This is a genomic window from Bdellovibrio sp. HM001 (genome assembly GCF_055397275.1).
In genome coordinates this window covers 382,844-408,413 of record NZ_AP029174.1, presented here as the reverse complement: position 1 = coordinate 408,413, position 25,570 = coordinate 382,844, and the positions used below count along the sequence as shown (strand labels likewise).

At 48.5% G+C, this 25,570-nt stretch carries 23 protein-coding genes; 17 read left to right on the top strand and 6 right to left on the bottom strand.

Annotated features, from left to right (window positions below; genetic code table 11):
* Window positions 1-5 precede the first annotated feature (5 nt).
* Window positions 6-989 carry an isopenicillin N synthase family dioxygenase gene (locus ACZ5ZZ_RS02000; RefSeq protein WP_464141013.1) on the bottom strand — a complete coding sequence of 328 codons (984 nt, stop codon included), beginning with the start codon at window positions 987-989 and terminating at the stop codon, window positions 6-8.
* A 65-nt stretch (window positions 990-1,054) separates the two neighbouring features.
* Window positions 1,055-1,762 (bottom strand): tRNA (N6-threonylcarbamoyladenosine(37)-N6)-methyltransferase TrmO, encoded by a 708-nt coding sequence (tsaA, locus tag ACZ5ZZ_RS01995; protein ID WP_464141011.1) that lies wholly within the window; start codon window positions 1,760-1,762, stop codon window positions 1,055-1,057.
* Window positions 1,763-1,891: 129 nt separating this feature from the next.
* Between tsaA and ACZ5ZZ_RS01990 the strand changes: the two genes are divergently transcribed.
* The 3 genes from ACZ5ZZ_RS01990 (at window position 1,892) to ACZ5ZZ_RS01980 (ending at window position 5,709) form a co-directional block, all read left to right on the top strand.
* A complete protein-coding gene (locus tag ACZ5ZZ_RS01990; protein WP_464119917.1) occupies window positions 1,892-2,290 on the top strand; it encodes a hypothetical protein in 399 nt (132 codons plus the stop codon).
* Window positions 2,291-2,494: 204 nt separating this feature from the next.
* The gene (locus ACZ5ZZ_RS01985; protein ID WP_464141009.1) at window positions 2,495-4,078 is read left to right on the top strand and encodes a S8 family serine peptidase; all 1,584 of its coding nucleotides are present in this window, start codon (window positions 2,495-2,497) and stop codon (window positions 4,076-4,078) included.
* 92 nt (window positions 4,079-4,170) lie between these two features.
* Window positions 4,171-5,709, top strand: coding sequence for a phospholipase D family protein (locus ACZ5ZZ_RS01980; RefSeq protein ID WP_464141008.1), 1,539 nt, complete (start codon window positions 4,171-4,173; stop codon window positions 5,707-5,709).
* Between the two features lie 70 nt (window positions 5,710-5,779).
* Here the strand turns inward: ACZ5ZZ_RS01980 and ACZ5ZZ_RS01975 are convergent, their stop codons facing one another.
* Window positions 5,780-6,496 (bottom strand): Crp/Fnr family transcriptional regulator, encoded by a 717-nt coding sequence (locus ACZ5ZZ_RS01975; RefSeq protein WP_464119914.1) that lies wholly within the window; start codon window positions 6,494-6,496, stop codon window positions 5,780-5,782.
* A gap of 260 nt (window positions 6,497-6,756) precedes the next feature.
* On the opposite strand from ACZ5ZZ_RS01975, the gene ACZ5ZZ_RS01970 reads away from it, so the two are divergent.
* The 7 genes from ACZ5ZZ_RS01970 (at window position 6,757) to ACZ5ZZ_RS01940 (ending at window position 13,895) form a co-directional block, all read left to right on the top strand.
* Entirely contained in the window at window positions 6,757-7,737 is a 981-nt protein-coding gene (locus ACZ5ZZ_RS01970; protein ID WP_464141006.1) for a BMP family lipoprotein, read from the top strand.
* A gap of 5 nt (window positions 7,738-7,742) precedes the next feature.
* Entirely contained in the window at window positions 7,743-9,209 is a 1,467-nt protein-coding gene (locus ACZ5ZZ_RS01965; protein WP_464119912.1) for an ABC transporter ATP-binding protein, read from the top strand.
* Window positions 9,206-10,234: an ABC transporter permease gene (locus ACZ5ZZ_RS01960; RefSeq protein ID WP_464141004.1), complete on the top strand. Its 1,029-nt coding sequence runs from the start codon at window positions 9,206-9,208 to the stop codon at window positions 10,232-10,234. The genes ACZ5ZZ_RS01965 and ACZ5ZZ_RS01960 overlap by 4 nt, the downstream gene beginning before the upstream one ends.
* Window positions 10,235-11,107: an ABC transporter permease gene (locus tag ACZ5ZZ_RS01955; protein WP_464141002.1), complete on the top strand. Its 873-nt coding sequence runs from the start codon at window positions 10,235-10,237 to the stop codon at window positions 11,105-11,107.
* Between the two features lie 12 nt (window positions 11,108-11,119).
* Window positions 11,120-12,187, top strand: a complete 1,068-nt coding sequence (locus tag ACZ5ZZ_RS01950) for a hypothetical protein (protein WP_464141001.1) — start codon at window positions 11,120-11,122, stop codon at window positions 12,185-12,187.
* 55 nt (window positions 12,188-12,242) lie between these two features.
* Window positions 12,243-13,277, top strand: a complete 1,035-nt coding sequence (locus ACZ5ZZ_RS01945) for a serine hydrolase domain-containing protein (protein ID WP_464141000.1) — start codon at window positions 12,243-12,245, stop codon at window positions 13,275-13,277.
* Window positions 13,278-13,436: 159 nt separating this feature from the next.
* A complete protein-coding gene (locus ACZ5ZZ_RS01940) occupies window positions 13,437-13,895 on the top strand; it encodes a hypothetical protein (protein WP_464119907.1) in 459 nt (152 codons plus the stop codon).
* A 53-nt stretch (window positions 13,896-13,948) separates the two neighbouring features.
* Here the strand turns inward: ACZ5ZZ_RS01940 and ACZ5ZZ_RS01935 are convergent, their stop codons facing one another.
* On the bottom strand, window positions 13,949-14,761 hold the full coding sequence (locus tag ACZ5ZZ_RS01935; RefSeq protein ID WP_464142353.1) for an EamA family transporter: 813 nt from the start codon (window positions 14,759-14,761) through the stop codon (window positions 13,949-13,951).
* A 233-nt stretch (window positions 14,762-14,994) separates the two neighbouring features.
* On the opposite strand from ACZ5ZZ_RS01935, the gene ACZ5ZZ_RS01930 reads away from it, so the two are divergent.
* On the top strand, window positions 14,995-15,174 hold the full coding sequence (locus tag ACZ5ZZ_RS01930) for a hypothetical protein (RefSeq protein ID WP_464119906.1): 180 nt from the start codon (window positions 14,995-14,997) through the stop codon (window positions 15,172-15,174).
* 110 nt (window positions 15,175-15,284) lie between these two features.
* Here the strand turns inward: ACZ5ZZ_RS01930 and ACZ5ZZ_RS01925 are convergent, their stop codons facing one another.
* Window positions 15,285-15,917 carry a response regulator transcription factor gene (locus tag ACZ5ZZ_RS01925; protein WP_464140998.1) on the bottom strand — a complete coding sequence of 211 codons (633 nt, stop codon included), beginning with the start codon at window positions 15,915-15,917 and terminating at the stop codon, window positions 15,285-15,287.
* 492 nt (window positions 15,918-16,409) lie between these two features.
* The gene (locus tag ACZ5ZZ_RS01920; protein ID WP_464140996.1) at window positions 16,410-17,489 is read right to left on the bottom strand and encodes a hypothetical protein; all 1,080 of its coding nucleotides are present in this window, start codon (window positions 17,487-17,489) and stop codon (window positions 16,410-16,412) included.
* A gap of 502 nt (window positions 17,490-17,991) precedes the next feature.
* On the opposite strand from ACZ5ZZ_RS01920, the gene ACZ5ZZ_RS01915 reads away from it, so the two are divergent.
* From ACZ5ZZ_RS01915 to ACZ5ZZ_RS01890, 6 genes are all read left to right on the top strand, one after another.
* Window positions 17,992-19,065: an outer membrane beta-barrel protein gene (locus ACZ5ZZ_RS01915; RefSeq protein ID WP_464140994.1), complete on the top strand. Its 1,074-nt coding sequence runs from the start codon at window positions 17,992-17,994 to the stop codon at window positions 19,063-19,065.
* A gap of 290 nt (window positions 19,066-19,355) precedes the next feature.
* Window positions 19,356-21,947 carry a ribonuclease R gene (gene rnr, locus ACZ5ZZ_RS01910; protein WP_464140992.1) on the top strand — a complete coding sequence of 864 codons (2,592 nt, stop codon included), beginning with the start codon at window positions 19,356-19,358 and terminating at the stop codon, window positions 21,945-21,947.
* Window positions 21,895-23,496 carry an ABC1 kinase family protein gene (locus ACZ5ZZ_RS01905; RefSeq protein WP_464140990.1) on the top strand — a complete coding sequence of 534 codons (1,602 nt, stop codon included), beginning with the start codon at window positions 21,895-21,897 and terminating at the stop codon, window positions 23,494-23,496. The genes rnr and ACZ5ZZ_RS01905 overlap by 53 nt, the downstream gene beginning before the upstream one ends.
* 12 nt (window positions 23,497-23,508) lie before the next feature.
* On the top strand, window positions 23,509-24,279 hold the full coding sequence (locus ACZ5ZZ_RS01900; protein ID WP_464133062.1) for a LysR family transcriptional regulator: 771 nt from the start codon (window positions 23,509-23,511) through the stop codon (window positions 24,277-24,279).
* Between the two features lie 161 nt (window positions 24,280-24,440).
* A complete protein-coding gene (locus ACZ5ZZ_RS01895; RefSeq protein WP_464140988.1) occupies window positions 24,441-25,121 on the top strand; it encodes a MotA/TolQ/ExbB proton channel family protein in 681 nt (226 codons plus the stop codon).
* Window positions 25,118-25,567, top strand: coding sequence for an ExbD/TolR family protein (locus tag ACZ5ZZ_RS01890; RefSeq protein ID WP_464119895.1), 450 nt, complete (start codon window positions 25,118-25,120; stop codon window positions 25,565-25,567). The genes ACZ5ZZ_RS01895 and ACZ5ZZ_RS01890 overlap by 4 nt, the downstream gene beginning before the upstream one ends.
* Window positions 25,568-25,570 lie beyond the last annotated feature (3 nt).

The following is a 25,570-nucleotide window of genomic DNA, read 5'->3' as shown; positions in this document are numbered from 1 at the left end:
TGGGCTTATTTCAGCAAGCCAATCTCACGCAGTCGCTGCATCAAGAAATCCTGACCAGTAATATCAGGGTACTTCGCACCTGTCCCTTTACAAGATGGCAAGCAGCTCAGCATGGCATCCGGATGAGGATGCATGAAGAACGGCATGGAGTAACGACTTTGATTTGTACCATCTTGTGGATTGATCACACGGTGAGTGGTGGAAGGCAAAACGTCATTGGTCAGACGAGCCAACATATCCCCGACGTCCACGATCAAAGTGTCTGGTTCAGAATCAATATCCAACCAAGTGCCATCACGATCTTTCAATTGCAAACCTGAAGCCGTCGCAGCTGGAAGAATTGTAATGAAGTTGATGTCTTCGTGAGCTGCCGCGCGAACACAGCGCGGATCCACACCTTCAGGAATCGGTGGGTAATGCAAAAGTCTGAGGATGGAATTTCCATCCTTGGTCATCTTAGCAAAGAAATCTTTTTCAACTTCCAAAGGCATCGTCAAAGCTTCCAGCATCACATCGCCGGCTTCTTCCAAGGCGGCATAAAGTTTTGAGAAGTGAGACTGGAACTCGGGCAATTCGGAAGGCCATACGTTCGCAGGATAGATTTCTTTCAAAGGATTGCCCTCGGAAAGCTCACGACCCACGTGCCAGAACTCTTTCAAATCCATCACCGGGGAATCTTTGGCGTGCTCTTGACCAAACGGAGTGTAACCACGCTGGAAGCCCGCGTTTGGAGAAATGTAGGATTTTTTAACTTCAGTGGGAAGCGCATAGAACTTTTTAAGGATGTCGTAAGCTTTGTGCAGATCTTCAGCTTTGACGTTGTGATCTTTAAGAATGATGAATCCGTATTCTTTAAGACCTGTGAAGAGCTTGTCGATGAACTCTGAGCGCTCAGCTCCGGTTCCTTTGGTATAACTTGCAAGGCTCAATGTAGGCACTTTACGAAGAGTGCTGTTTTCAGAATGAGAAGCAGTTTCCGTTGTTCTCAAAGTATCCCCCTTGTATTGGTTCAGCTCGGACTGTAGCCTGCTGCGCAAATAAAAGGCAACAGCAACTAATTATGCATAAAAAGAATATCGAAAACTCTGACGTGCGTCGGGCTTTCAAACTTGAAATGGATATCCCCATCAAACAGTCTTACGGCGTGAGAACTTCTATAAGGCGACTGCCCCTCTTCAAAGCCTCTATACACCACGGGACGCGGATCCAACTTCAAAGTCTCTTCGATAATTTCTCGCAAGGCTTTATCTGGATTTTGACTTTGCCATTGCTGTAAAAGTTGCTCGGCCTTGTCGTCAAAGGTCACTTCAATCGGAGTCTTGGCGATCTCGGCGGGCCACCCCGTTCGGGCTGTCGGAATCGCTTCAACTTCAGGCAGATAAGGTTTGATATCCAAAATAGGTGTGCCATCAACCAGGTCCGCACCGGCAACGATGATGCCGTCTTTTTCCACCTTCACAAGCTCCACCAACGAAAGTCCAATCGGATTTGGGCGATGAGGTGTGCGGGTCGCAAACAGCCCCATACTTTCCCCGCCCAAACGCGGTGGATGCACCTTCGCATGAAAACGAGCGACCTTGTTTTGATGGAAGACCCAGATCAACCAGACATGACTGAACCCCTCCAGACCCTGCAAAGATTCTTCGGGCTGAAGATCGGCACGAATCTTCAAACGCGCCTGAGCCTGCTTTACCAAACCAGGCTGTCGCGGCGTTCCAAATTTATCTTTAAAGCAGGATTCAAAGTAGCCAATCGGTTCCATAAGGTACGCCGTACCTTTTTGGAATGTTATGCGTCAAGGACTTTCGAATTACAGACTGTTTTCAGATGACATGGGCTCTTGAAAGCATAAGAAAGAGGCAAAACAAACAGCCATTAGGAGGCTTCAGATATGAAACAGCTTATTTTGGTCGCTGCTCTGACTTTGGGAGCAACAAGCTTTGCCTTTGCCGGTGAACTGGACAATGAGTCTTCCGTCACCAATCAATCCATGAACGGCACTGTCGTGATCCGCGTGGACAACCGCAACAATCAAACAGCGGTATTGGCAACCCCGTCACCCCTCACAAGCGATGCTCAAGCGCAAACTTTGGCGCAAACAGGTGCTTTCGAACAAGCAGCCAACGTGCGCAGCGAACTTGATCAAGACGGTGGCGCTTCCAGCTGGTACTTCTACAGCGGCTACAACTACTACAGCTACGTTTACTGGTACGGCAACTGGTACACACCATGCTACACGTACAACTACGGCTACTATTCCTACTACTACTACTCTAATTACTACTGGTAAAGCGTCCGGCGGCCTTCCTGGCCGCCCTTAGCAGAGGGTTCACCGCTGGAGACGACCTCCAGCCAGCGGACGCGTTGGCCGCTCAAAGAGCCGACAGGCTGGTGAGGGCAGGAGCCCGAGTCGTCGCAAGCGGTGAACCCTCTGCTAAGGGCCGAAGTAAGTCCTGGGTCTTGGACTTCGAAGATAGTGATAGGGGGAACTTATATGAAAGTTTTTGTTTTTCTTTCTTTGATGCTTTTTTTGGCTTCTGGGGCTTTTGCAGCGAAGCCATTTTCCAATACTGATTCTTTGAAAAACTCTTTGGGTTTTACTCCTTACTACTCGGCTCAGAATCCGGGGCGCAAGTTGAAGATTGCAGTCCTGGACAAGGGCTTCTTTGGCTATGAAAAGGAAATCGGCAGGACTTTGCCAGTGGGAACTCGCTATGTGGCAGGCCCGGTGGCAAATCCTGAAAACTTGAAAGTCGTGCATGGCTTAAAGATGGCGCAGATTCTGATTTCCATGATGACCAACGATATGAAGGCCACACAGTGGATTCCGGAACTGACGCTTTATAATGCCTTTGGTTTTTCCAACTTCAAGGCGGCCATTGATGACGTGATTGCACGCCAGTATGACCTGGTTCTTTATTCTGAGGTTTGGGAATACGGTGGTAATTTTGATGGTGGCGGCTTTATTAATGCGGAAGTCAATCGCGCCACTCGAGCAGGTGTGATCTGGGTGAATGCGGCCGGCAACTTTGCACTGACCACCTATAATGGCCCTATCACAAATGGTCACGACAATTGGGTGCAAATGCCGGATCAGAACAATGCCCTGGCGTTACGCTGCCAGGCTGCTGCTGGTAAAAAATGTCCGGCGAAGATTGTTCTTTCCTGGAATGACTTCAAAGATAACGTTGAGGAAGGTACCACCAAAGACCTGGATCTGGCTTTGACCGATGATCTTTTAAACGTAATTCAAAGCAGCGCCCTGAAACAATCCGACGACCGCAACGAGGGCCGTCCCGGGTTTTCCAAATACCCGCGCGAAATAATCTCTGTGGAATTGCAACCGGGTCTTTATTTCCTACGTGTGAAGAATCGTTCCAACAATTTCACTCAGCGCGATCAGTTGCGTCTCACGGCAGATGGTGAAGGCTTGGTGATGCCGTCCCATTCTCGTGGGGAAACATTGCTGAATCCCGCAGACAATCCAACAGTGATAACAGTCGGCGCGAGTGATTCAGACCGTTCGTCGACATCTTTCTTCCGCGACAAACCAGACCTGCTGGCGCCGTCGTCATTGAAATTGGAAGATGGGACTGAATATCGTGGCAGCTCCAACTCGGCAGCGATTGTGGCTGCGGGCCTGGGTCTTTTGAAGTCCCGCGAACCGCGCATGACTCGCGTGGATCTGCTGAATGCTGTCAGTTCAAAACACAACTGGGAACAGCGCGGGCTGTCCTTGAATCTTTTGGGCTTCGGTCCGACGGGCCCAAATTGCTTCTTAGACGTGAGCTTTAATCCTTTGCCTGTGCAAATTCGCGATGTGGTCGCACGCGGCGGGGTCCCGGTACAAACGACAGCTGCTGTGCGCGTGATGGTTCCGTTTGATCCGATTCTTTTGAACACGCAACTGCGCCGAAATCTTCTGAATGACATGATCGTGGCGATGCCTCAAGGGGGCTATGCAATTTATCCTCGCAGAGCTCTGATTCCCGCTGGCGCCGTGGAGATTTTCCAACGTCCGCTTGAAGCCGGCTTGTGTCGCCCCACTCCTGTCAACGGCAAGAACTTCCACCTTTGACAGAGTCGGCAAGTCCAATGGCTGCCGTCTGAAGTATTCATTTGAGTGCCTAAACAATGCCCCGTAGTCTATAAAGAACTGCGGGGTTTTTTGTGTTAAAGAAGCTTCTTTATATCCATTTGTTTGCGGGCCTGATGCTGGGTTGCTCAACCCTGCCGCCAAACAACAATCGAAAAGAATCACACAGCCTTCCTCCCGATCCGACAACTCGTCTTGGCACAGCCATCGACCAACAACTCAAAACCCATCCCGGACAGTCCGCTTTTTATCCGCTCAGTTCAGGTCTTGAAGCCTTCATTGCCCGAATGGCCTCTGTCGCAGTGGCGGATCGAACTTTGGATCTGCAATACTATATCTGGGAAAATGATCTGACCGGACGCCTGATGTTTCATTCTGCTGTCACCGCCGCAGACCGGGGCGTACGAGTGCGAATCCTTCTGGATGACTTAAATCAGGCGCGGCATGAAAAAATGCTGGCGATTTTGGATTCCCATCCCAATATCGAAGTGCGCATGGCCAACCCTTTTGCCAGCAGATCCTTTAGAATTTTCGATATCATGCGCTTTTCCACCGTCAATCGTCGCATGCACAACAAAGTCTTTATCGTCGACAATCAAGCCGGCATCATCGGCGGTCGCAATATTGCCAATGAATACTTCGATGCGAGCACCGAGATGAACTTCGGTGATTTTGATCTTTGGACTTTTGGCCCTGTCGTGCAAAGTCTGTCACAGGAATTCGACACCTACTGGAACAGTGAAATTTCATATCCCATCACGGCTTTAAACCACTTCCAGGCAAGTCCGGCGGACTTAGAGAATCTTCGTCAGGATTTTGCCAACTCTGTTCAGGAAGCCGAGGCCACTCGCTACGCCGAAGCTTTGCAGGACACCCCGATGGTCCGCCAGTTCACGAAAGAGCCTCTGAAGCTCTTCTGGGGGAAGGCCGAAGTCGTCATCGACCCCCCAGCCAAGTTGAGCAAAATGGATGACCTTAAAGATCAGCATCTGCCCTATCAGCTTTATCCGTTAATTGAAGAAACCAAGAAGGAACTGTTGCTGGTTTCCCTTTATTTCATTCCGGGTGAAAAGGGTGTGAAGTTTTTTGGCAGCTTGCGCGACCGAGGTGTTCAGGCGTTTGTCCTGACGAACTCTTTGGCTTCCAGTGATATCGCCACTGTCTTTTCCGGATATAAGGGGTATCGCCAGGATTTATTGAGAAACGGCGTGAAGCTGTTTGAGCTTAAGCCCAACCCAGTCAGCAAAAAGAAAAAGAAGCAAAAAACCATTGGCAGCTTTTCAAGCTCTGGCTTGCACGGAAAGGTGTTTGTCTTTGATCGCAAGAAAGTCTTTGTCGGCTCGATGAATTTAGATCCCCGTTCCGTCACCTTAAACAGCGAAGTCGGGGTCGTCGTGGAAAGCCCCGAATTCGCGCGCACCGTGGCTGACCGATTTACGGAAGATCTTGCCGAAGACACCTATGAAGTGGTGCTGGCGACCGATAAAAACCTTCAATGGAAGACACAAGACGGCCCTCTGCAAAAAACCTACTTCACTGACCCCGAGACAAGCTGGTGGAAGCGTTTCAAGGCCGCCGTTAGCGCCATCTTCATACCTGAATCCTGGCTTTAAAATAAAAAAACCCCGAAGCATACAACCCGGGGTTCATAAGATTCTGTCAGCAGATAGAAGTTTGAAAGAGCTAGAAGTTGCCAGATCTTCTCATCAAACCATCTTTGTTTTTGATGATGATCTCTTTGCCATTCAAATCAATCAGTCCTTCGTTTTTGAACTCTGTCAGATGACGTGACAAGGATTCATTGATCGTGCTGGCAAGCTGGGCAAATTCATTTCGTGTCAGTTTCAAATTCAGAGAAATACCCGCCGGCGTCTGCACACCAAATCTGTCAGCCAACAACACCAACTGGTAAGCAATGCGCTCTTGCACAGATGCCAGATAGTGCAACTGACTGGTCGTTTCGAACGACTCCAGATCATTCACAGCTTGATTCAAAAGCAACTTGATCAGTGGACTTGCTTGCGCCATGGCCACTTGAATAAGTTCACGTGGATACAACCAAAGAACTGTCGATTTCACAGCTTTGGCGTGACTCTGCGTGGGGGTTCCTTTGACAAGGGCTTTGTACCCAAAGTACTCCCCTGGGGAAACCAGCTTTGTCACATATTCGTTGGTCGTTGTGCGGCCGCGCGCATGCGAACGGTTAACAACAACTTTAACACATCCTGACTGAACGTAGTAAAGACCCTTCACCGGTTCGCCTTCTTTGAAAATCATCTCTTCTTCCTTGAGATGAATGACTTCGTAGGGAACGTTTGAAGTACTTGGAATACTTAGGTTTTGACCACCCATAAAACCAAGGGAGTTTACTCCGCCGTTGAGTATCGTCTGAGATTCCATACTCTATTACCTCCGAGCTTTCTTCGTTGGGTTATTCGTTGAAGCCATCCTAAGCTGGTATTATACAGCTTCCTAATTGAAATTTCGACATAACAACCTTGTAACGGCCTCTCCTCGAAGGTCCTAACATCCTTTTGACTTGACTCACAGGGACACGTCCCCTACTTTCAGCCCAACTCAAAACTGGAATTTTTTCGTAATTTCAACCTCTTATTCGACAGATTACGGCCTGTTAAAAGAGGTTCAATGGAGTCCAATACATGGTTAAAAGTATTCTTACGACCTTGTTAATCTTGTCATGTAGCACGCTTTCCTCTGCAAACACACTTAAAGTTGGTCTGGTTCTCGATAAAGGTGGCAAAGACGATAAGTCTTTCAACTCTGCTGCGTATCTGGGTGCGAAGAAGGCCGAACAAGATTTGAAGATCGATCTGAAATACGTTGAAGCCACAGACACCAACGCCATTGAAAATCTACATCGCGCTTTTGCCCGAAAAAATTTCGATCTGGTGATCGGCATTGGCTTCGCTCAGCAAGACGCTGTTAAGAAAGTGGCAGCTCAATTCCCAAAAGTGAAATTTGCTGTCGTCGACAGTGATGTCAAAGCACCTAATGTTCGTTCTTTGCTTTTTGAAGAACATGAAGGATCTTTCCTCGTTGGCGCATTGGCTGCCATGGCCACTCAAACAAACTCTGTCGGTTTCGTGGGTGGCATGGACATCCCGCTGATTCGTAGATTCTCGATGGGTTATGCTGCTGGGGCAAAGTACGTTAATCCGAAAATCAAATTCACAGAAAACTACGTCGGTGTCACTGGCGAGGCCTGGAACAATCCAGCCAAAGCCAAAGAACTGGCGCTAGCTCAGATCGCCAAGGGCAGCGATGTGATCTTCGTGGCTGCTGGTGCTTCCAATACTGGCGTCTTTGATGCTGCCGAAGAAAAAAAGAAATTCGCCATCGGTGTGGATTCAAATCAGAACTGGATCAAACCAGGTGTCATCCTGACCAGCATGATGAAAGCTGTCGACATCGCCGTATATGACACCATCAAAGAAACCCAGGCTGGAAAGTTCACATCCGGAACTGTACTTTACGGACTTAAAAACGAAGGCGTGAACTACATACTGGATAAGCACAACGAAAAGCTCATCACTCCCGATATGAAGAAAAAGGTCGAAGAGATCAAAAAGAAGATCATCGCAGGCCAGATCCAAGTTCCTGATTACTACAAGAAAAAGTAATTCGCATGACGGCTGCAGTAGAGTTTAAGGGAATCAGCAAATACTTCGGCGAGGTCCGCGCCAACTCTGATATTTCCTTTTCCGTCGCCAAAGGCTCCATTCACGCCATCGTGGGTGAAAATGGAGCCGGCAAATCCACAGCCATGAAAATACTGTTTGGAATGTACCGGCCGGATTCAGGGAAAATTCTGATCAACGGACAGGCTGTTGAGTTTGATTCCCCGATTGATGCCATGGCCGCCAAAGTCGGCATGGTTCATCAGCACTTTATGCTGGCAGAGCCCTACACCGCCCTGGACAACATCCTTCTGCAGCAAAAGGGCTCAGCCTTTTCCCTGCTTCCTCGCAAAGAGCAACTTCAACGTATCACTGACATCGCCAACCGCTATGGCTTTCACGTGGATCTGAACGCCAAAGTCGAGGATCTTTCTGTCGGCGAACAGCAGCGCATAGAAATTCTGAAAATCCTTTCCCAGGATTCGGACATTCTGATTCTGGATGAACCTACGGCCGTCCTCACCCCACAAGAGGTGCAGGATCTTTTTGCCAATCTTCGCAAACTGAAAGCCGAAGGCAAAACCATTCTGATCATCACCCACAAACTTAAAGAGGTGATGGCTCTTTCCGATGCCGTCACCGTTTTCCGCTCGGGTCGCATGGTGGAATCCAAAAAAACAACCGACACTTCGGTCGAAGATCTTGCCGCCCTGATGGTGGGTCGCTGCATGCAAACACCGGCAGAGCGGGTTTCAGTTATTGATGAATCCAGAATCTTGCTGGACATCGAAAATCTTTCCGCAGATCTGGGCACCCACACACTTCGCAATATCAACTTGAAGATCCGGTCCCGCGAAATCGTCGGTGTTGCCGGCGTTGAAGGCAACGGACAGGATGTTCTGATTCGCTGTCTGCTGGATGCCAAGTCGCTGAATAAGAACTCTTTGACTGGCGCTATCCAGTGCCATGGGTCCCTGCAGGCCTTTCCCGAGGACCGCCTGCGCTTTGGTGTTCTTCCGTCACGTCCCGTATATGAAAACTTTCTGCTGGGGCAGGAACATAGATTCACCAAAGGACTTTTCCTGAAAACCCGCGAATTGATCGCGCGCACTCAGGAGATCATGAAAACCTACGACATCCGCCCCCCCAATGAGCACCTTGCCTTTGGCAAACTTTCCGGGGGCAATCAACAAAAGCTGGTCGTGGCGCGAGCGTTGACGCAAAAACCGGATGTGATTCTGGCGGCCCAACCCACTCGTGGTGTTGACATCGGCGCCATTGAATTCATTCATAATGAGATTCGCAAAAGCCGGGATGAAGGCGCAGGTGTTCTGTTAATCTCTTCCGAACTGGATGAATTAATGGCTTTGTCTGATCGTATCGTGGTTCTTTATAAAGGCCAGCTGGTTGCCGAATTCAAGCGCTCTGAATTCAACGAGATCGCCCTGGGTAAGGCCATGGGAGGTGGACAGTGAAACGCATCTTCGGCTTCCTGCTGGGATTGACCCTGGCTTTGCTTCTGACCTTGTTCGCTGGCGAAAATCCTTGGAATGTATTTACTATTCTGGTCCGCAGTGCCTTTGGTTCGATGTATGATCTGGGACTGACCCTTTCCTACACGACTCCGCTTATTTTCTGCGGTCTTTCTGTTGCCATGGGTTTCCATGCGGGGCTCTTTAACATCGGCGCTGAAGGACAAATGACCATGGCCGTTGTTACAGCGGCCGCTGTGGGGGTCTTGTTTCCTCACGTACCCTTTCCGCTGGCGCCCGTTCTGGCGGTTTCTGCTGCACTGATCGCCGGTGGGCTTTGGGGATGGATGGCCGGATGGTTGCGCGCTGAGCGCGGCAGTCACGAAGTTATCATCACTATCATGATGAACTTCATTGCCGCGGGCCTGGCGGGTTGGTTTACCTTAAAAATCATTCCAAACCCTGATTCACAGAATCCGGAAACAGCGTTGGTGTCGCCGAACTACATGTTTAAGGACTATGATCTGATTGCCCGCCTGTTCCCGGATACTCCGGCCAATGCGTCTTTGGTTTTTGCCATTGTACTTGCGATTTTGATGTGGATATTTCTCTGGAAAACCGCTTGGGGCTTCAAGTTGCGGGCGGTGGGATCTAACCCGGAAGCCGCTCATCGCGCGGGTATTTCTGAAAAGAAAGTACAGATCGCTGCCATGACCCTGGCCGGAGCTTTGGCTGGATTTGTAGCCCTTTCAGAAGTTGTTGGCAGCGCTGGGCAGTATCGTATTGGTTTTTCTCCGGACTATGGATTTATCGGTATTGCTGTGGCTTTGATGGCCAGTAACAATCCCTTGGGTATTATCCTTTCCGCTTTTCTTATGGGAGCCCTTCACAAAGGGGCCTCAGATCTAGATCTGGAAACCAGCACCATCACTCGTGATTTCTCTCGCATCATTCAAGCATTGGTCATCCTGGGCGTTGTGGCGCAAGGATACTGGGAATGGTTTAAGCACAAAAGGAGGAAGGGTTAAATGGAAACACTAACCTGGATTCTGGCCTTGACCCTGGCAACACTGCGTTTGGCAACACCACTGATTTTTGCCTCCATGGGAGGCTTGATGAGCGAGCGCTCGGGCGTGGTGAATGTAGCCCTGGAAGGTTTCATGCTCATAGGAGCTTTTGCGGGTGCGGTTGTGGGCTACAGCACGGCCTCGGCCTGGGCCGGATGGGGAGCAGCTTTGATCGCGGGCCTTATTATTGGTGCTCTGTATGCTTTCTTCGTGATTGAACTGAAAGCTGATCAGATTATCACCGGCATGGCTTTCAATCTTCTGGTGATGGGTCTTATTCCCTTCATCACAAAAATCCTGTATAGCTCCACCGGATCGACACCGGCCTTGTTGGTCGAAGATCGTTTTACCTTTGAACCTTTGTTGTTGGCGATGGCCTTGGTGGCAGCAATCAGCTTCTGGATGTATCGCACGCGTTCTGGTTTGTGGGTCCTTTTCGCCGGAGAACATCCCGAAGCCCTGACCGCCAGCGGAGTCAGTGTTCGCAAAGTGCGCTGGGCGGCTGTGACTTTGAGTGGCGGCTTTGCAGCCTTTGGCGGGGCAAGTCTGTCATTGTTCCTGGCCTCTGCCTATTCACCGATGATGACCGGCGGGCGAGGCTTTATGGCTTTGGCGGCATTGATCTTCGGGAAGTGGAAGCCACTTCCCGCCTTGGCTGCCTGTATTTTGTTTGCCTTCGCAGATGCCGTCCAGATCCGGCTGCAAGGTGTGCAGGTCGGTGGTGTTGAGATCCCCGTTCAGTTTGTTCAAATTTTACCTTACATCGTGACTATCATTGCTCTTGCGGGCTTCATTGGCAAAAGCCGAGCTCCAAAGGCATTGGGTCACCAATAGGAAGAGGTCACTATGAAAAACGTATTGTTGGCATTGATTCTTTTATCTTCAACCCAAGCCCATGCTTGGGGCGGCCGCGGGCATGATACCATTTGCCGTGTGGCTACGTTCCTGGTGAAAGAGCCAGGCTTAAAAGAATACCTGCAACACAAACCCCAGATGATGGGTCACCTGTGCAACATGCCGGACTTCTATTGGAAGAGCCTGGGCGGTGACGCTGCCAAGCTTGGCAACTCCACACATTTCATCGACATCGAAGTGATTGGTTTGGACGTCAAAGACATCACTGTTGATTATAAAAAACTGATGGCCGACTTCACCGGTCAACCGAACAAATTCAAAAACGACGGCACCACGATCAAGTCCATTCCGCAGGAGTTCGGTTCCTCCTGGTGGAGAGCCGACCAGTTCATGCGCCATATCGCCAGCCTGAAGGATCAATTCGCAGCCGCGAAAGCACCAACCAACTTCAAAGAAGAACAAGACAACGAACTTCCTTACAACAAACTGGCTTACGACATGGTGGTGTCCATGGGCCTGATGGGTCACTTCGTCGGTGACAACTGCCAGCCGTTCCACACAACGGCTGATTATGATGGCTACGCCGCAGGTCATGGTGGCATTCACGCTTACTTCGAAGATCAGGTCGTGGGTCAATTCGATGGTGATTTGGATTATCTTGTTTTGAAATCCGCTCGAGCGATGAAGAACCCTTCGTTCCTAAAACCAAAGACCGCGATCGAGAAGATGAAAGTTTTGAGTGTTATTTCCAACAACGAAATTCCCAAGCTTCTAAAACTTGATCCCGTGATCAAAAAATCCACTTTGGTAAAAGAAAAAGGGATGGAGCTAAAAACAGCGGCCGAAAGAAAGCCCGCTACTGAAGCCTTTAAGAAAATGAAGCCGATGATCGTGACCGAGATGGCTCGCGGTGCAGTTCTTCTGGCAGCCTTGTGGGACGAAGCTTATGTTTCCGCAGGCAAACCCAAAATTGGAGCTTACAAGTCCTACAAGTATCCTTTCACTGTGGATTTTGTAGCGCCGGACTATATTGATGTCCCGAAAGCTGAAACCAAATAAATTCTATTCTTTGACGGTGGACAAACCACCGTCTTTCCCGATGAAAAGATCAGATATGAGTCTAAAAAAAATTGCAGATTATATTGGAACAACACTGATCTTTTCCTGGGTGGCCCTGCAGTTTATTTCCTGCGAGCCTCAAATCTCTCCCACCACCGAGACGGAACTGCCTCAGAAAATCCAATCCCTCTGGAATGACCTTAAAGCTAAAAACCTTATATCGGGATCCATCCTGATTCAGCAGGGTGATCAGGTGCTATTTCAAGATGGACCGCAGGATCTGCAGTATGCGGTTTCCAGTATTTCCAAATCGTTTGTCGGTTGGAAGTATTATGAACTTTCCCAGCAGGGGTTAAACCTCAACACCCCGGTCTGCTACTGGCTGCAAAACTTTTGCGAGGATTCCCTGAAGTCCATCACCGTTCAGATGCTCTTGGATCATAAGGCAGGATTTGGACGCGACCTCAGCTTTGTTCATTTCTTAAAAAGAACCTTCAACCCGGACTGGAGCATCGAAAATATCGACAAACTTTCCCTGACTGCCGATGATCTGAAGAACCCGCCCGGCAGTCAGTTTCTATACTCCAACTTCGGCTATCTGGTTTTATCCCGCCTGCTTGAAGTTATAAGCAGCAAGAACTTCGCTGGGGTTATCAAGGATGTGGCGGAACAATCCGCCATGAGCGAAACTGATCTGATTGCAAAACACGACATCATTCCCATCAAGGTCCTTCTGCCCTACACTCGATGGCAGACCAGCTTAGAACTTGAAACGATCCTGTATCGATCCGCCGGCACCGGTGGCGTGCGGTCCTCAACCCGAGATCTGGCGAAGCTTTTGGGGACTTTCCAAAAAAAGGACTTTCAGAAGATTTTCACGGAGCCCCAAAGCTATTATCGCCATGGCTGGGTTCGCTCCCAGGACACTTCCTATAAAGCCTACTGGCACAATGGGGCTTCTCTGGGAGCTTACTCGTTGATGGCTCTGATCCCTGAATCCGATCTTCGTATTGTTATTCTCACAAACAACTTTAAACCTGCGAAATTCTGGTCACAACAGGCAGAACAATTCGAGCTGCTTTTCTATTAGGGGCCCGCGTCTCATCCTGAGAATGGCTCCCTCGCTGTATGCCGCTGTTAGGCCTCTGTCATATCTCTAGACAACCCCGAGGCCTCTAATTCCTTTCCAAGCGGGCACGTTGCTCGCATTCATTCTGATTGGAAGAAAATTCCTAAAGGAGAGAGAGTTATGAAAAAGAAGATTGTATTGGCAATGGCCGTTATCATGGTTTTGGGTTCTGTTAAAGCAATGGCAGAGGATTACCATAGCATCAACATGGAAGGAAAACTCCAGGCTACAGAGGCAGATGCCGCTGAAAGAGACGACTTTCAAATGGGCTTCAATCAAGACAAGTGGGATGCCGCTGAACTGGATTCAAATCTCATGACTATTAATTCCAAAATTCAAGAGCTGGAAAAACTGCAGGATGAACTAAGCGACATGGAAAACACCAATGGTCTTCTGAGTGCTATAGGCCAGACGGTCACCACCGCAACTGAAATTCAAAAGGAAATCGCAAAATCATCCGACTTGAAAAAGTCGCGCCAATTAATTCAGGAGCTGAATAGTGAAATCAACAATTTCAAGAATCAGCACCCTAGCTATAATATTCGCGGCATTAAGAAGCACGACGAACTGACGTACTAATCAGACAAATAAAAAAATCCAAAAAGCCCCGGACTTAAAACACGGGGCTTTTTTTATTTACCGCGTGCTCGCGCGGTGACGGTGCTGCCTGCAGAGGCGATCACGATACAAACAATGGCTGCCCACTGCACCGGTGCCAAGGTCTCTCGTAAAAATATTATTCCTATAACGGTCGCAACCACGGGTTCCAGACTCATCAGGATGCCGAAAGTTTTTGCTGGCATGTCTCGCATCGCCTTCATTTCCAACGAATACGGTAACGCACTGGAAAGGATCGCGATCGCTATCCCCATAGGCCACAAAGAAGGATTGGTGACCTGTTCAAAGTTCGTAAACAACCCCACCGGAAAAGTCACCAAAGCCGCAAAACACATTCCCACGGCCGCGTTGGCAGAAGAAGACCCTTCTGCATTCCCCACTCTTTTTCCGAAGATGATGTAAAGGCCCCAAAAAGCTCCTGCGCCCAGGGCCAGAACAACTCCGGTCAGGTCCAAGGCCTGGGACACTTCGGATGTCGGCAGAACCAGATAAATTCCCACTCCGGCAAGCACCGCCCAGCACAGATCCAAAGCGCGCTTTGAAGAAAACAAGGCCACAGCCAGGGGGCCGGTGAACTCCAACGCCACAGCAATGCCCAGGGGGATGCGCTCAAGGGCAAAATAAAACAGCAGATTCATAAAGCCCAACGAAATTCCGTAGGCGGCTAAAGACTTCAGGCGCTGACCAGAATAACTTTCTTTCCAGGGGCGCATCACCAGAACCAGAATCAACGCAGAGATAAACACGCGCAAAGCCGTGGTGCCCGCAGGCCCTGCAACCGGGAACAGACCCTTGGCAACAGAGGCTCCAAACTGAATGGACAGCATCGCGATCAAAATGAGACCGATGGACTTATAAAGAGAACTCACCTGGCAACTCCGTCACTTTTCTAACAGGGCGCGCGCAATCTAGGGCACGCTTTGGCACTTCGATCTCACTCTGAGAATGAGCCCTTATAAGTGCTTGAAAGCTCGTTGGCAAATTCTCATTCCAAAACGCGAGCTCTGGCACGGTCATAGCATTAGGGATATGTATACCGCGTATCGCAAAGGAGTACAAAATGACATTCGCTAAGATCTTCACAGCAGCCATCATCACAGTCACAGCAACAATGTCCTTTGCAGCTACAAAGTGTGACAGCAAAGTGAATGTAGGTCGTTTTGCAAATACGAATCCTCCTGCAAAATTCACTCAAGTTGCCAAAGATGTGAAAACGACGACCAAAGCGGGCGTTCGCTAATTCACAAAGATCTGAACAAACCCCCGAACCCCAGGTCTATCCCCCCCCAAGGCCTGGGGTTTCCCCTTTTAAAGCAAAAGCCTCTCTGTCGAGAGGCTTTTTTATTTAAACTAGATATTCAGAATGTAGCCAGAGCCGTGGACCGACGACAGATGGTCCTTCAATTCAGGGAACTTGCGTTTCAGATTATACAAGTGAGTATCCAGGGAGTTTTTGGCCACATGACGACCACCCCAGATATTCTTTTCGAGCTCTTCCCGAGTGATCAACTGGCGTGATTTGGTATAAAGCGTTTCCAATATGATGTACTCAACACGAGTCAAAGAGCATGAACGCCCTTTGAAACTGGCACTTCTATTTAACTGATTTAAAATCAACGAAGAACTAAACCAGTCAATGGCCCGCAAGCGGCTGTTGAGTTCTTCTTCCATGATGGGTTTTTCAATAAATCCACTGACACCATAGTTGATGGCATTGATCGCCATCTCTTTGCTGGAATGGCCGGTGACAATAATAATATGAGAGCGAGGGTGAGCGCTGCGGATGACCGGAATCAGATCAAAGCAGGTTTTTCCATCCAGATTGTGATCAAGAAAGAATAAATCCCATGACCCCTGAGTAAGGCACTTCAAAGCCTCCTCATAGGAGTGCGCACACTGGATTTCGCCAATATGACTGAACTTCGCTTGGAAAAGCAGTGCAAAGTCCTTGTTGTCATCAACAAGAAGTACTTTCTTCTTCATGGCTCCTTCTCACGTTCTATATTACCACTAAAGAATTGATTCAATTTGCTGTGTTAAAGCAGTGTCAAAACTAAACTAACATCAACTTACCTGACAGACATTAGAAGAGTTTTATTCATACTTTGAATTGAGTATTTCTTGAGTTTTTCAGAAAGAATTTGAAATCATCACCCACTAGGGGACCAACTTCAGGCTTGCGGATTCCAGTCAAATACGACCGTTACTTCAGTTTGCTTGCCTTGGTTGTCAGGCTCCATTCTTTTGCTCGGCCGCCCATGATTTGCTTATATACAAAAACATCAGCAAATGACTAACAACATGATCAAGCACGTCGGCCTTGTGTGCGTGAACTATTTTTTGCGGTGATGGACCAGGACGAGGTAGCGAAGCTGTTTGATAAGGCTTTAATAAGCTTGCAGGAAGATCATTAGGAAATAAAAAAAGCCCAGGGGGTACCTGGGCTTTTCTCTTCTCAACTTTTAAGACTAAGTCTTAGAAAGTGTAAGTGTAAGCTACGTTAGAGAAGAAGTTGTTAGCATCGATAACACCTGCCGCTGCACCTTTGAAGGAAGCGTCGATCATGCTCTTACCGAACTTGATACCAGCGCCTGCCGCCATAACTGTAGAGTCAAGGTCAGATTTGTCGCCGCTGTCTTCTTTAGTTTCGTTCAAGATCACGTTTTGAGCAACGGATGCACGAAGAACCAACCAAGAAGCTGCGTTGTGCTCTACACCCAAGTAAACTGGCAAAGTCATAGTCTCATCGCCATCTTTTACTTTAGAGTTAGCAACTTCAACACCGTAGAAGAAGTTACCTTCGTCAGATTTAGCCAATGTATTCACCATACCAACTTTGTAAGAAGTTGTTTCTACAGTGATGTCACCAACTACTGGCAGAGTACCTTCTACTTTGGAAGTTTTGAAGTTTCCGTAGAATTCCATTTCTGGAGATACATGGTAACCAACTGTCAAGCTAGTCAAACCTTTGGATTCAACTTCAGCCGCAACTGTACCTGTGTCGAATTCAGATTTACCAGTCAAGCCTTGAACCAATTCAACGTCCCAAGTGCCGTTTGTGATACCAAGAGCCAAACCTGCAGAAGAAGACTTAGCATTAATAGTTGCCGGAGTAGCAGCACCATCGTTATCTGCTTTACCATTGCTGTACTTAACAGTTACGCCGTAAGTCCAGTCAGACATTTTACCAGCGTAGAACACGTTCAATCCATTTTGCTCAAGAAGCAAATGGTCATTAGCAGCACCTAGCGCTGCATTTGCTGTGTTAACTGCGTTAGAGAAGTCCGCAGAGCGACGACCGAAGTAAACACCAAATGCAGAGTCATCACCGTGACGTTTAATGAAACCACCTTCAGCGTGAGGAGTTGCATTACCAGTTGCACCCCACTCGATAGTTGCTTGCTCAGAAAGAGCCAAGAACTGGTAAGGTCTGTCAAATGCAGTTTGGAAATCTACAAGGTGACGAGAGTTAGCCAAAGCCTCAACGCGTGCCTTAGAAGCCATCGCCATTGGAGCTGCCATTGTCAAAGCTGCTACTACTAAAAGTTTTTTCATTGTTGCATCCTTTCGTTTCGTTGCAATCGTATGATTTCTTTTAAATCCATTAAAAGTTTTAATCGAGTACACAAAAAATGCTAATGAGGACCTAGCCCAAGATCAACAACAAAAATTTTCGATACGTTTTCACTGCACCGAAAACTTCATCAACGCGATTCATCTTGTGACCTTCCGAACACAGCATTCTGCGACCATACACCCGTGCGGCAGAAGCAAATTTTTTAGAACAATTATTCCACTCAAACTCGCACCAGGAGCGGGTTTGGCGGAATCAACTGAAAGGTGATTTTTTCAAGGCGGCCCAAGGTCCGGTGGCAAATAGGACACTGTTTGAGGTCCAAAAAAGATTTGAAAAATGACAATTGACGCGAAATTTCAATTTCGTCATGCCACGCTAGATCAAGGTCTAGCTTTACAATGTTTTTACGTTACACAACTGGACCTAGGTCTTACCATCTTTTGGTTCCCAAAACATTCACACTATATATAAGGAGCTACTTTGAAAAAGAATGTACTGATCTCGGGTCTATTAATTTTGTGCAGTTTCGGCGCGCAGGCCGCTGAAATCTCTGGTCTGACCGTGAACGGAGAAGTCGCCTTCGACTTTAACTTCCTGTCCACGAAGAGCACAGCGATGCAATACACTGATGGAGTTAGCAATGAAGCTTACCGTTTGCGTAACGCTCAGATCCTGATTAGCAAAGAAACTGATCAGATCTATTTCCTGACTCGTTTAGCGTACTCGCCTACATCGTACATTTCAGAAGTAAAAACCCCGGCAACACCAACAGATGCCAAATCTTCCACAAACAACTTCGGTGCCCTGGAACAGGCAGAGATCTTCTATAAACCAATGCAAAATCTTTATGTTGGTTTCGGTCGTTTCCTGACAACGATGGGTTACGAATCACTGATGAAGTATGAAAATGCTTTCTACACAACAACCATCGCATACCAAAGCATCGTGCCAGGTTACGGTGAAGGTTTGCGCGCCAAATACATTGCGGGTGACTGGTTGACAGGAACTCTTTCCACTTACAACCAAGCTGCTTACGGCGCTTTCGGTGAAGACTACACACCAACCAAAACGACCGAGCTTTCTTTCACTGGTAAAATCGCTGGCGACTTCACGTGGTTTGCTGGTTACTACCTAGGGACAGACAAACCAGATACTACAAAAGTTGAAAAATCCTCTTCCAGTGTATGGGCTTCTTATCAAGTCACAGAAAACATGCTGGTGGCTTTGATCTATGATTCATTCACGACAAAACCGGATGGTTCTGGCACCCACTGGGCTGATGCAAGCACCGCTCTGATCACTTATGGTCTGGGCATGAACAACTTGGCCCTTCGTTATGAAATGGTCCGCGGCACCAGCACGATCGACAAATATAGTGCCGGTGAGAAAGTAGACTCTCTAACGGTTGGTGACAAAATCGTTCTTAACGAAAACCTGAATGTTTATGTTGAGTACCGCATGGACAAGGCTGATGAAAAAGTATTTGTAGACGGCGATGGAGCTCCTACAGATACGGCAAACATCATCACTTTGGGCGCATTGGCTCACTTCTAATCTGTATTTTAAAGGCAAGGGAGCCCGCCTCCCTTGCCTTCTAAGTCACCGAAAGCACTCGCTTTAGCTCGAATTTGCTTTCTTCATCAATCTACGATATCTTTATCCCACATATCTCTTAGAAAGACTTTCGATAGAGTCTTATCCAGTTTCTAAGTTTCATTATCTGTTCAATCACAAGTCATTGCTGACATTAACAGGACTTCGGCGTCGCTTTTGTCGCACAAAGATTCTCCTTTTCGCCTGCCTAACTTGTGATAATCTTTAATAAAAGGAAATACAGCCTGACAATGCAAAAAAAGAAGATCCTCAACGGCACCATAAAAAGACATCCAGACGGATTTGGTTTTTTCATCCCCGACGACAAAGAACACCCTGACGTATACATTCCCCGCCATTCCATGGAAGGCATCATGACCAACGATAAAGTGGCCATCGAAGTTTTCCCGGAAAAGGGTGGTGAACGCTTCCGTGGCGAGTTGGTTCGAGTTCTTTCGCGTGGAACCAAAACCGTGGTGGGCCGTTTTTACAAAATGAACGAACGAACCGGCGCCCTTCGCGATGAAGGAAAAGGCTGGGGCCAGGATTTAAAAATCAAACTTGAAGATTCCATGGGCGCCAAAGACAAAGAACTGGTCGCCGCTGAGATCACCAGCTATCCGGATGACGGCAAACCTTTCACAGGTAAAGTCACAGAAATCATCGGCAATGCACTGGATCCTTTGACTGATATCAAGCGGGTCATTCGTGCGAACAATATTCCCCTGGAATTTTCAAAAGCGACTTTGGAAGAGGCCGAACACTTCAGCGAGCTGCCTGATGAGAAAGACTTCCAAGGACGTCGTGACTTGCGCGACAAAGCCCTGATCACCATCGACGGTGCGACGGCGAAAGACTTTGACGATGCCGTTTATGTTGAAATGACCAACGAAGGCTTCTTGCTTTATGTGGCTATCGCTGACGTCAGCCACTACGTGAAAATCGGCACCGCGATTGACAAAGACGCCTATGAACGCGGGACTTCCGTGTACTTCCCGAACTATGTTGTCCCCATGCTTCCAGAGGTTCTAAGTAACGGACTGTGTTCTTTGAATCCTCATGTGCCGCGCCTGTGCTTGGTGGCCGAGATGCTGATTGACTTCACTGGTGAGCTGGTAAAATCCGACTTCTATGAAGGAGTCATGGAAAGCAAAGCCCGGGTCACCTACGGTGAAGCCCAGGAGATCATTGACGGCAATGACATCGAAAAGCACCGTCACGTCAAAGAGCATATCTTAAGACTTTATGACCTGGCGAAAATCCTGATGGCAAAACGCTTTAAGGAAGGCTCTCTGGATCTGGAAATCCCGGAAACAGAACTGGTTATTGATGGCGCCGGAGTCCCGGTCGACATTCAAAGGTCTGAACGCCTGTTCTCGCACCGCTTGATCGAAGAAATGATGCTGGCTGCGAACGTGGCCGTGGGTAAGTTCCTGGCCAGTCGCAATATCCCGGCTCTTTACCGTATCCACGAACCGCCAAATGAGATGGCGATTCGGACTTTGGAAAAGTATCTGGAAAACTTCGGCGGAAAAACCAAACTGGGCACTGGTAAGTTGCAAAAGCGCCTGACCAAAGCTTTGGAGGAGTTTGAGAACCGCCCGGAATCTCAGATCCTGAACATCCTGACATTGCGATCCATGAGTCAGGCAAAATACAGCATGAACAACGTCGGCCACTTTGGACTGGGCTTTGAGTTCTACACTCACTTCACCTCCCCGATCCGACGTTATCCCGACCTGATTGTGCATCGTTTAATTAAAAATCAGGTGATGCCAAATTCCCGTTATCGCCTGATGAGCGAAGATGATCTTTCGACAGCGGGAACAATCCTTTCCGCGGCAGAGCAACGCTCGGTGAAAGCCGAACGTCAGGTTCAGTCCATCAAAAAAGCCCGCTTCATGGAAAAATTCGTGGGTCAGGAGTTTGATGGCATGATCAGCTCCGTGGCGAAATTCGGAGTGTTCGTGCTACTTCGCGAATACGACATCGACGGTCTGGTTCGTCTGGATGATCTGGGCGGTGATCGCTTTGAGTTCGACGAAGAGAACCTTCGCCTGGTCGCAAAACGTTCGGGCTTCTCCTACAATATTGGTGACAACATCCGTATTCAGGTGGTGGCGGCTGATCCCGAGCAAGGACAAATCAACTTTGCGCTAGCCGGGCTGGACAAGGATGAACATGACGAACAAACCAGTGCGGAAAGATCTGCGGCGGCGGTTTTAAAGAAACTGCATGCACAGAAGCGCCCGAAAGATCATATTGCCCGCGGCAAAGAACGCCATGAAGAACGTCATGCGGATCGTTCTGAACGCAAAGGCCGATCAGAACACGAAAAAGACCGAAAACACGGCAAATCCAAAGACACTGGCAAAAAGAACTTGCGCGAGGAAGGCCCTGATCGCTTCAAGCAAAAGAACAAAGTTCAGGAGCATGGAAAATCCCGGTTCTTCGGTGATGTTCGCAAAGATGCCCCGGAAGGAAGTTCTGAAAAGCTGCGTAAGGTTGAAAAGCAGTACAATTTGAAACCACGTCAGCTGGATGAAGAAGACAAGAAGGGCCCCGACAAGACTTTGCTCGAGATGATCCTTGGTCCAGAGAAGTACCGTGAGCAGCACCAGGGGGAAGCCGCGGACAAACCAAAGCTCAGCAAAAAATTGATGTTTGCCGAACAGTCTAAACTCCGGGATAATAACGATTATTCGGAGAAGAATAGTGACAGCCTTAAGCACCGGACGCCAGATCGGAAAGACTCTAAAAAACGCAGCAAGACTCAGAACGATCGTGGGGGTGTTCGCAAAGCACGGCTTTCATCAGGTCGCGGAAAAGGTAAAGCTCGGTAAGTTCATTATCCAAAGACTCAACGCAAGCTCTGATGTTGAAGACCTTTCAATGCCAGAGCGTATGCGGATGAGTTTTGAGGAGCTGGGTCCCACGTTCGTCAAACTGGGACAACTGCTTGCAACACGTCCCGACCTTGTTCCCGAAGAGTATGTCGCTGAATTCGAAAAGCTGCATGACCGTGTTCAATCCATTTCATTTGAAACTGTCGAAGCCGTTCTGCGCGAAGAGTTCGGCAACACCCTTTATCAGAAATTCGAAACCATTGAAAAAGAGCCCCTGGGTTCCGCCAGCATCGCCCAGGTGCACAGGGCCCGTCTTAGCACCGGCGAAGATGTCGTTATCAAGGTTCAACGTCCCGGTATTATCCAAACGATCAACGATGACCTGAATGTCCTGTACCTGTTGGCTGATTTGCTGGTGACCTATATTCCTGAAACCCGATCCTACAATCCCGTGGGCATCGTGGATGAATACTTCCGCACTTTGGAGTTTGAAACCAACTTCGTGGTTGAAGCCAACAACATCCGCCGCTTCCAGGAAAATTTCGCCGGGGATGAGAACATCAAGATCCCCAAAGTTTATCTGGATCTGACCACCGAGCGTGTTTTAGTGATGGAAGCCCTTCCCGGTGTTCCACTCAGTCATGAATCTGCGCTGCTGCAAGCTGGGATCAACCCCGAGGAAGTCATTCGGCGGGGGCTAAAAGCCTACCTTAAAATGGTCTTCCAGGACGGTCTTTTCCACGGGGACCTGCATGCCGGAAATTTCTTTGTTCTTCCGGAAAACAAGATCGGTCTTATCGATTTTGGGGTTGTTGGGCGATTGAACTCCCGCACGCAAGCCTCCATCGCCAATATGCTTCTGGCGTTGTCCCGTGAAGACTATGAACGGCTGGCTTACGAATATGTCGATCTGGCACCTTTTACGGACCGCGTGAACGTGGACATCTTCGCCAAGGATTTGCGCGAACTCATTGCACCTTATTTCGGATTGACGTTAAAGAACGTCAATCTGGGGAAGGTTCTGATGCGCTCCTCAGGGATTGCGGCCCGTCACCATATCCAGGTTCCAACGGACCTGATGCTGTTCTTTAAATCCATCGTGGCCATTGAAGGCATGGGACGCAAGATCCACAAAGACTTCGACTTCCTTCAATATTCTTTGGAATTTGCCGGCGAACTGGCCAAAACTCATTTTGGTCCGGACAAGTTGATTCACGAGATGTCACAGATGGCCCGGGAATCCAAAAACTTCCTGAATTCGCTTCCCAGACAATTGAACTTCTTCCTGCGCAAAGTGAACAGCCCCGATCATGCCTTCCGTCTGCATGTGGGTGAAATCAAAGAACTAAAAAGATCGGTGGAAAGCTCCTCGAATCTGCTGTTTTTGGCGGTGATCATTGCGGCATTGATTCTCAGTTCCTCGTTTATCTTTGTTCACCCCACCGGAAGTAACGTCATGGGCATGCCAACAATGAGCTTCATCGGCTATGTGATGGCGGCTTTGCTGGGCATGCTGGCCTTTTTAAATTATATCAGAAAACCTTAATGCGGAGACTTGATGCAACAGTTGTATTATGAGCTGAGCGTACTGGCAAAAGCTGTGAACTTCAAAAATCTGTCAGCAGCGGCCCTGCATGTGGGTTTAAGCCAACCCCAGCTTTCCCGTATTATCGCAAAAATCGAGGACGAGCTGAAAATCGTTCTGCTGGATCGTTCGGCCAAAAGAAAATCCGGATGGACCAGTGTGGCCTTTCAGCTCTCAGAGATCTTTGAAAAGTCCATCCGTCGTCTGGAAACTGAATTGCAGGGTATTAGCAACAACCAGATGGTGGCAGAACTTCACATCGGGACCCTGGAGGGTCTTTCCGACTTTGCCCTGAACGCTTCTCGACTGTGTTTTGAAGAAGTGGGCGTTAAAAAGATCACCTTGGATATCTTCGATCTGAACGAACTGGAAGCCAATTTCCTTTCCGGAAATCTGGATTTGATCTTCACCTCAAAACAACCCGGTCGACAGAAGTTTAAATATCTGATGGAGCTAGGATTCCAAAGACTGGAGTCGATTGAGACCTCCAGAAAGTTCAATGTGCTGAGCACCTTTGAATATGGAAGAGCCAACAAAAAGGAACTGGAACAGTTCCCTCACCTGTTTGTTTCAAATTCTTTGGCAATTCGTCGTTCCTGGTTTGAACTGAACGGCGGCACAGGGCACCTGCCCACCGAAGCCAAGCGTGGCCGCGCCAAAGACGCTGAGCCCGTTATGATGATCGGCTCAGAGCTGTTAAGCCCCATGCTATGGGAAAACATCACAGCCGCAATCGAAGAATAAAATTAAAGGCCGGGCAACCGGCCTTTTTCAATAGTGACGCCCTAAAACGTCACCTCCGTTAAATTAATGCACAGTCTGATCCTTTAAAGCCTCGTAATGAGACGCTGGGCTCTGGCACCCCCCTTGCTCTTAAGGGTTCGGATTCTTTTAACGGAGGACTTATGGAATTCCTATTGTCACTTGGTCGTGGTTTTACTTCTTCAGACGCTTTCTGGATGTGGGCTATCTTGGCTGCTCAAGTCGTGTCTGTAGCGATTATCGCTGAGCGCTCTATCGCTCTTTTCGTCAATCGCAAGATCAATCAAAAAGAGCTTTCTAAAGCGATCGCTGAAGATATTAAAAGCGGTAACTTGGACAAGGCTCTTCGTCGTTCCCTGCAATTGAGCTCCAAAGAGCCATTGGGTGTTGTTGCCTCTGCGGGTATTCAGGCCGCTATTGATATGGGTGGCAAAGAAGAAATCCAACTTAAGATGGATGAAATTCTTCTTGAGGAAAACACTCGTATTGAAAAGCGCATTGGCTTCTTGGCGATGTTTGCCAACGTGGCAACCCTGATCGGTCTATTGGGTACCATCACCGGTTTGATCCACTCTTTCGCGGGTATTGCCAACGCCAACCCGGTTGAAAAAGCGGCGATTCTTTCCAACGGTATCTCTTTGGCGATGAATACAACAGCTTACGGCCTGTTGGTTGCGGTTCCTGCTTTGATCATGTACGCGGTTCTGCAAAACCGTGCTTCCCGTTTGACGGAAGATCTGAACAAAGCCGCGTTGAACTTGTTCATCCAGTTGGGTTTCCACTACGCACCGGTATCTGACAAGAAAGAAAGATCTCTTGTATGAGCCACAAGAAAGAGTTGAACTTTGAAATCAATATCCTTCCTATTCTGGATATCCTTTCCGTCCTGATTTGTTTTCTGTTGTTGACGGCGGTGTTTGTTCAGATCGGGACTTTGGATACAAAGCAGGCCATTGGAGACAACTCCACAGCCGGCGCCAAAAATCCCCCTTCGCTGTGGGTGACGATGGCTGCTGACGGTGGCGTTCAACTCTCTTTGCGAGATGTTCCTAAAGCCAAAGTCCTTGAATCCCGCATTGGCAAATCCACCAAGGGCGTGAACTGGGAAGCTTTGGAAGGAAAACTCAAAGCGCTTCGCGATCAGTATCCAGATCTTAAAACAAGTGTTGTGCGTCCAGAAGCGAACACATCCTACGGTGATGTGATCCGCGTGATGGATCAACTTAAACAAAGTGCCTTTGAAGGCGTGGGCTTGTCCCCGCTGGGGTAGGAA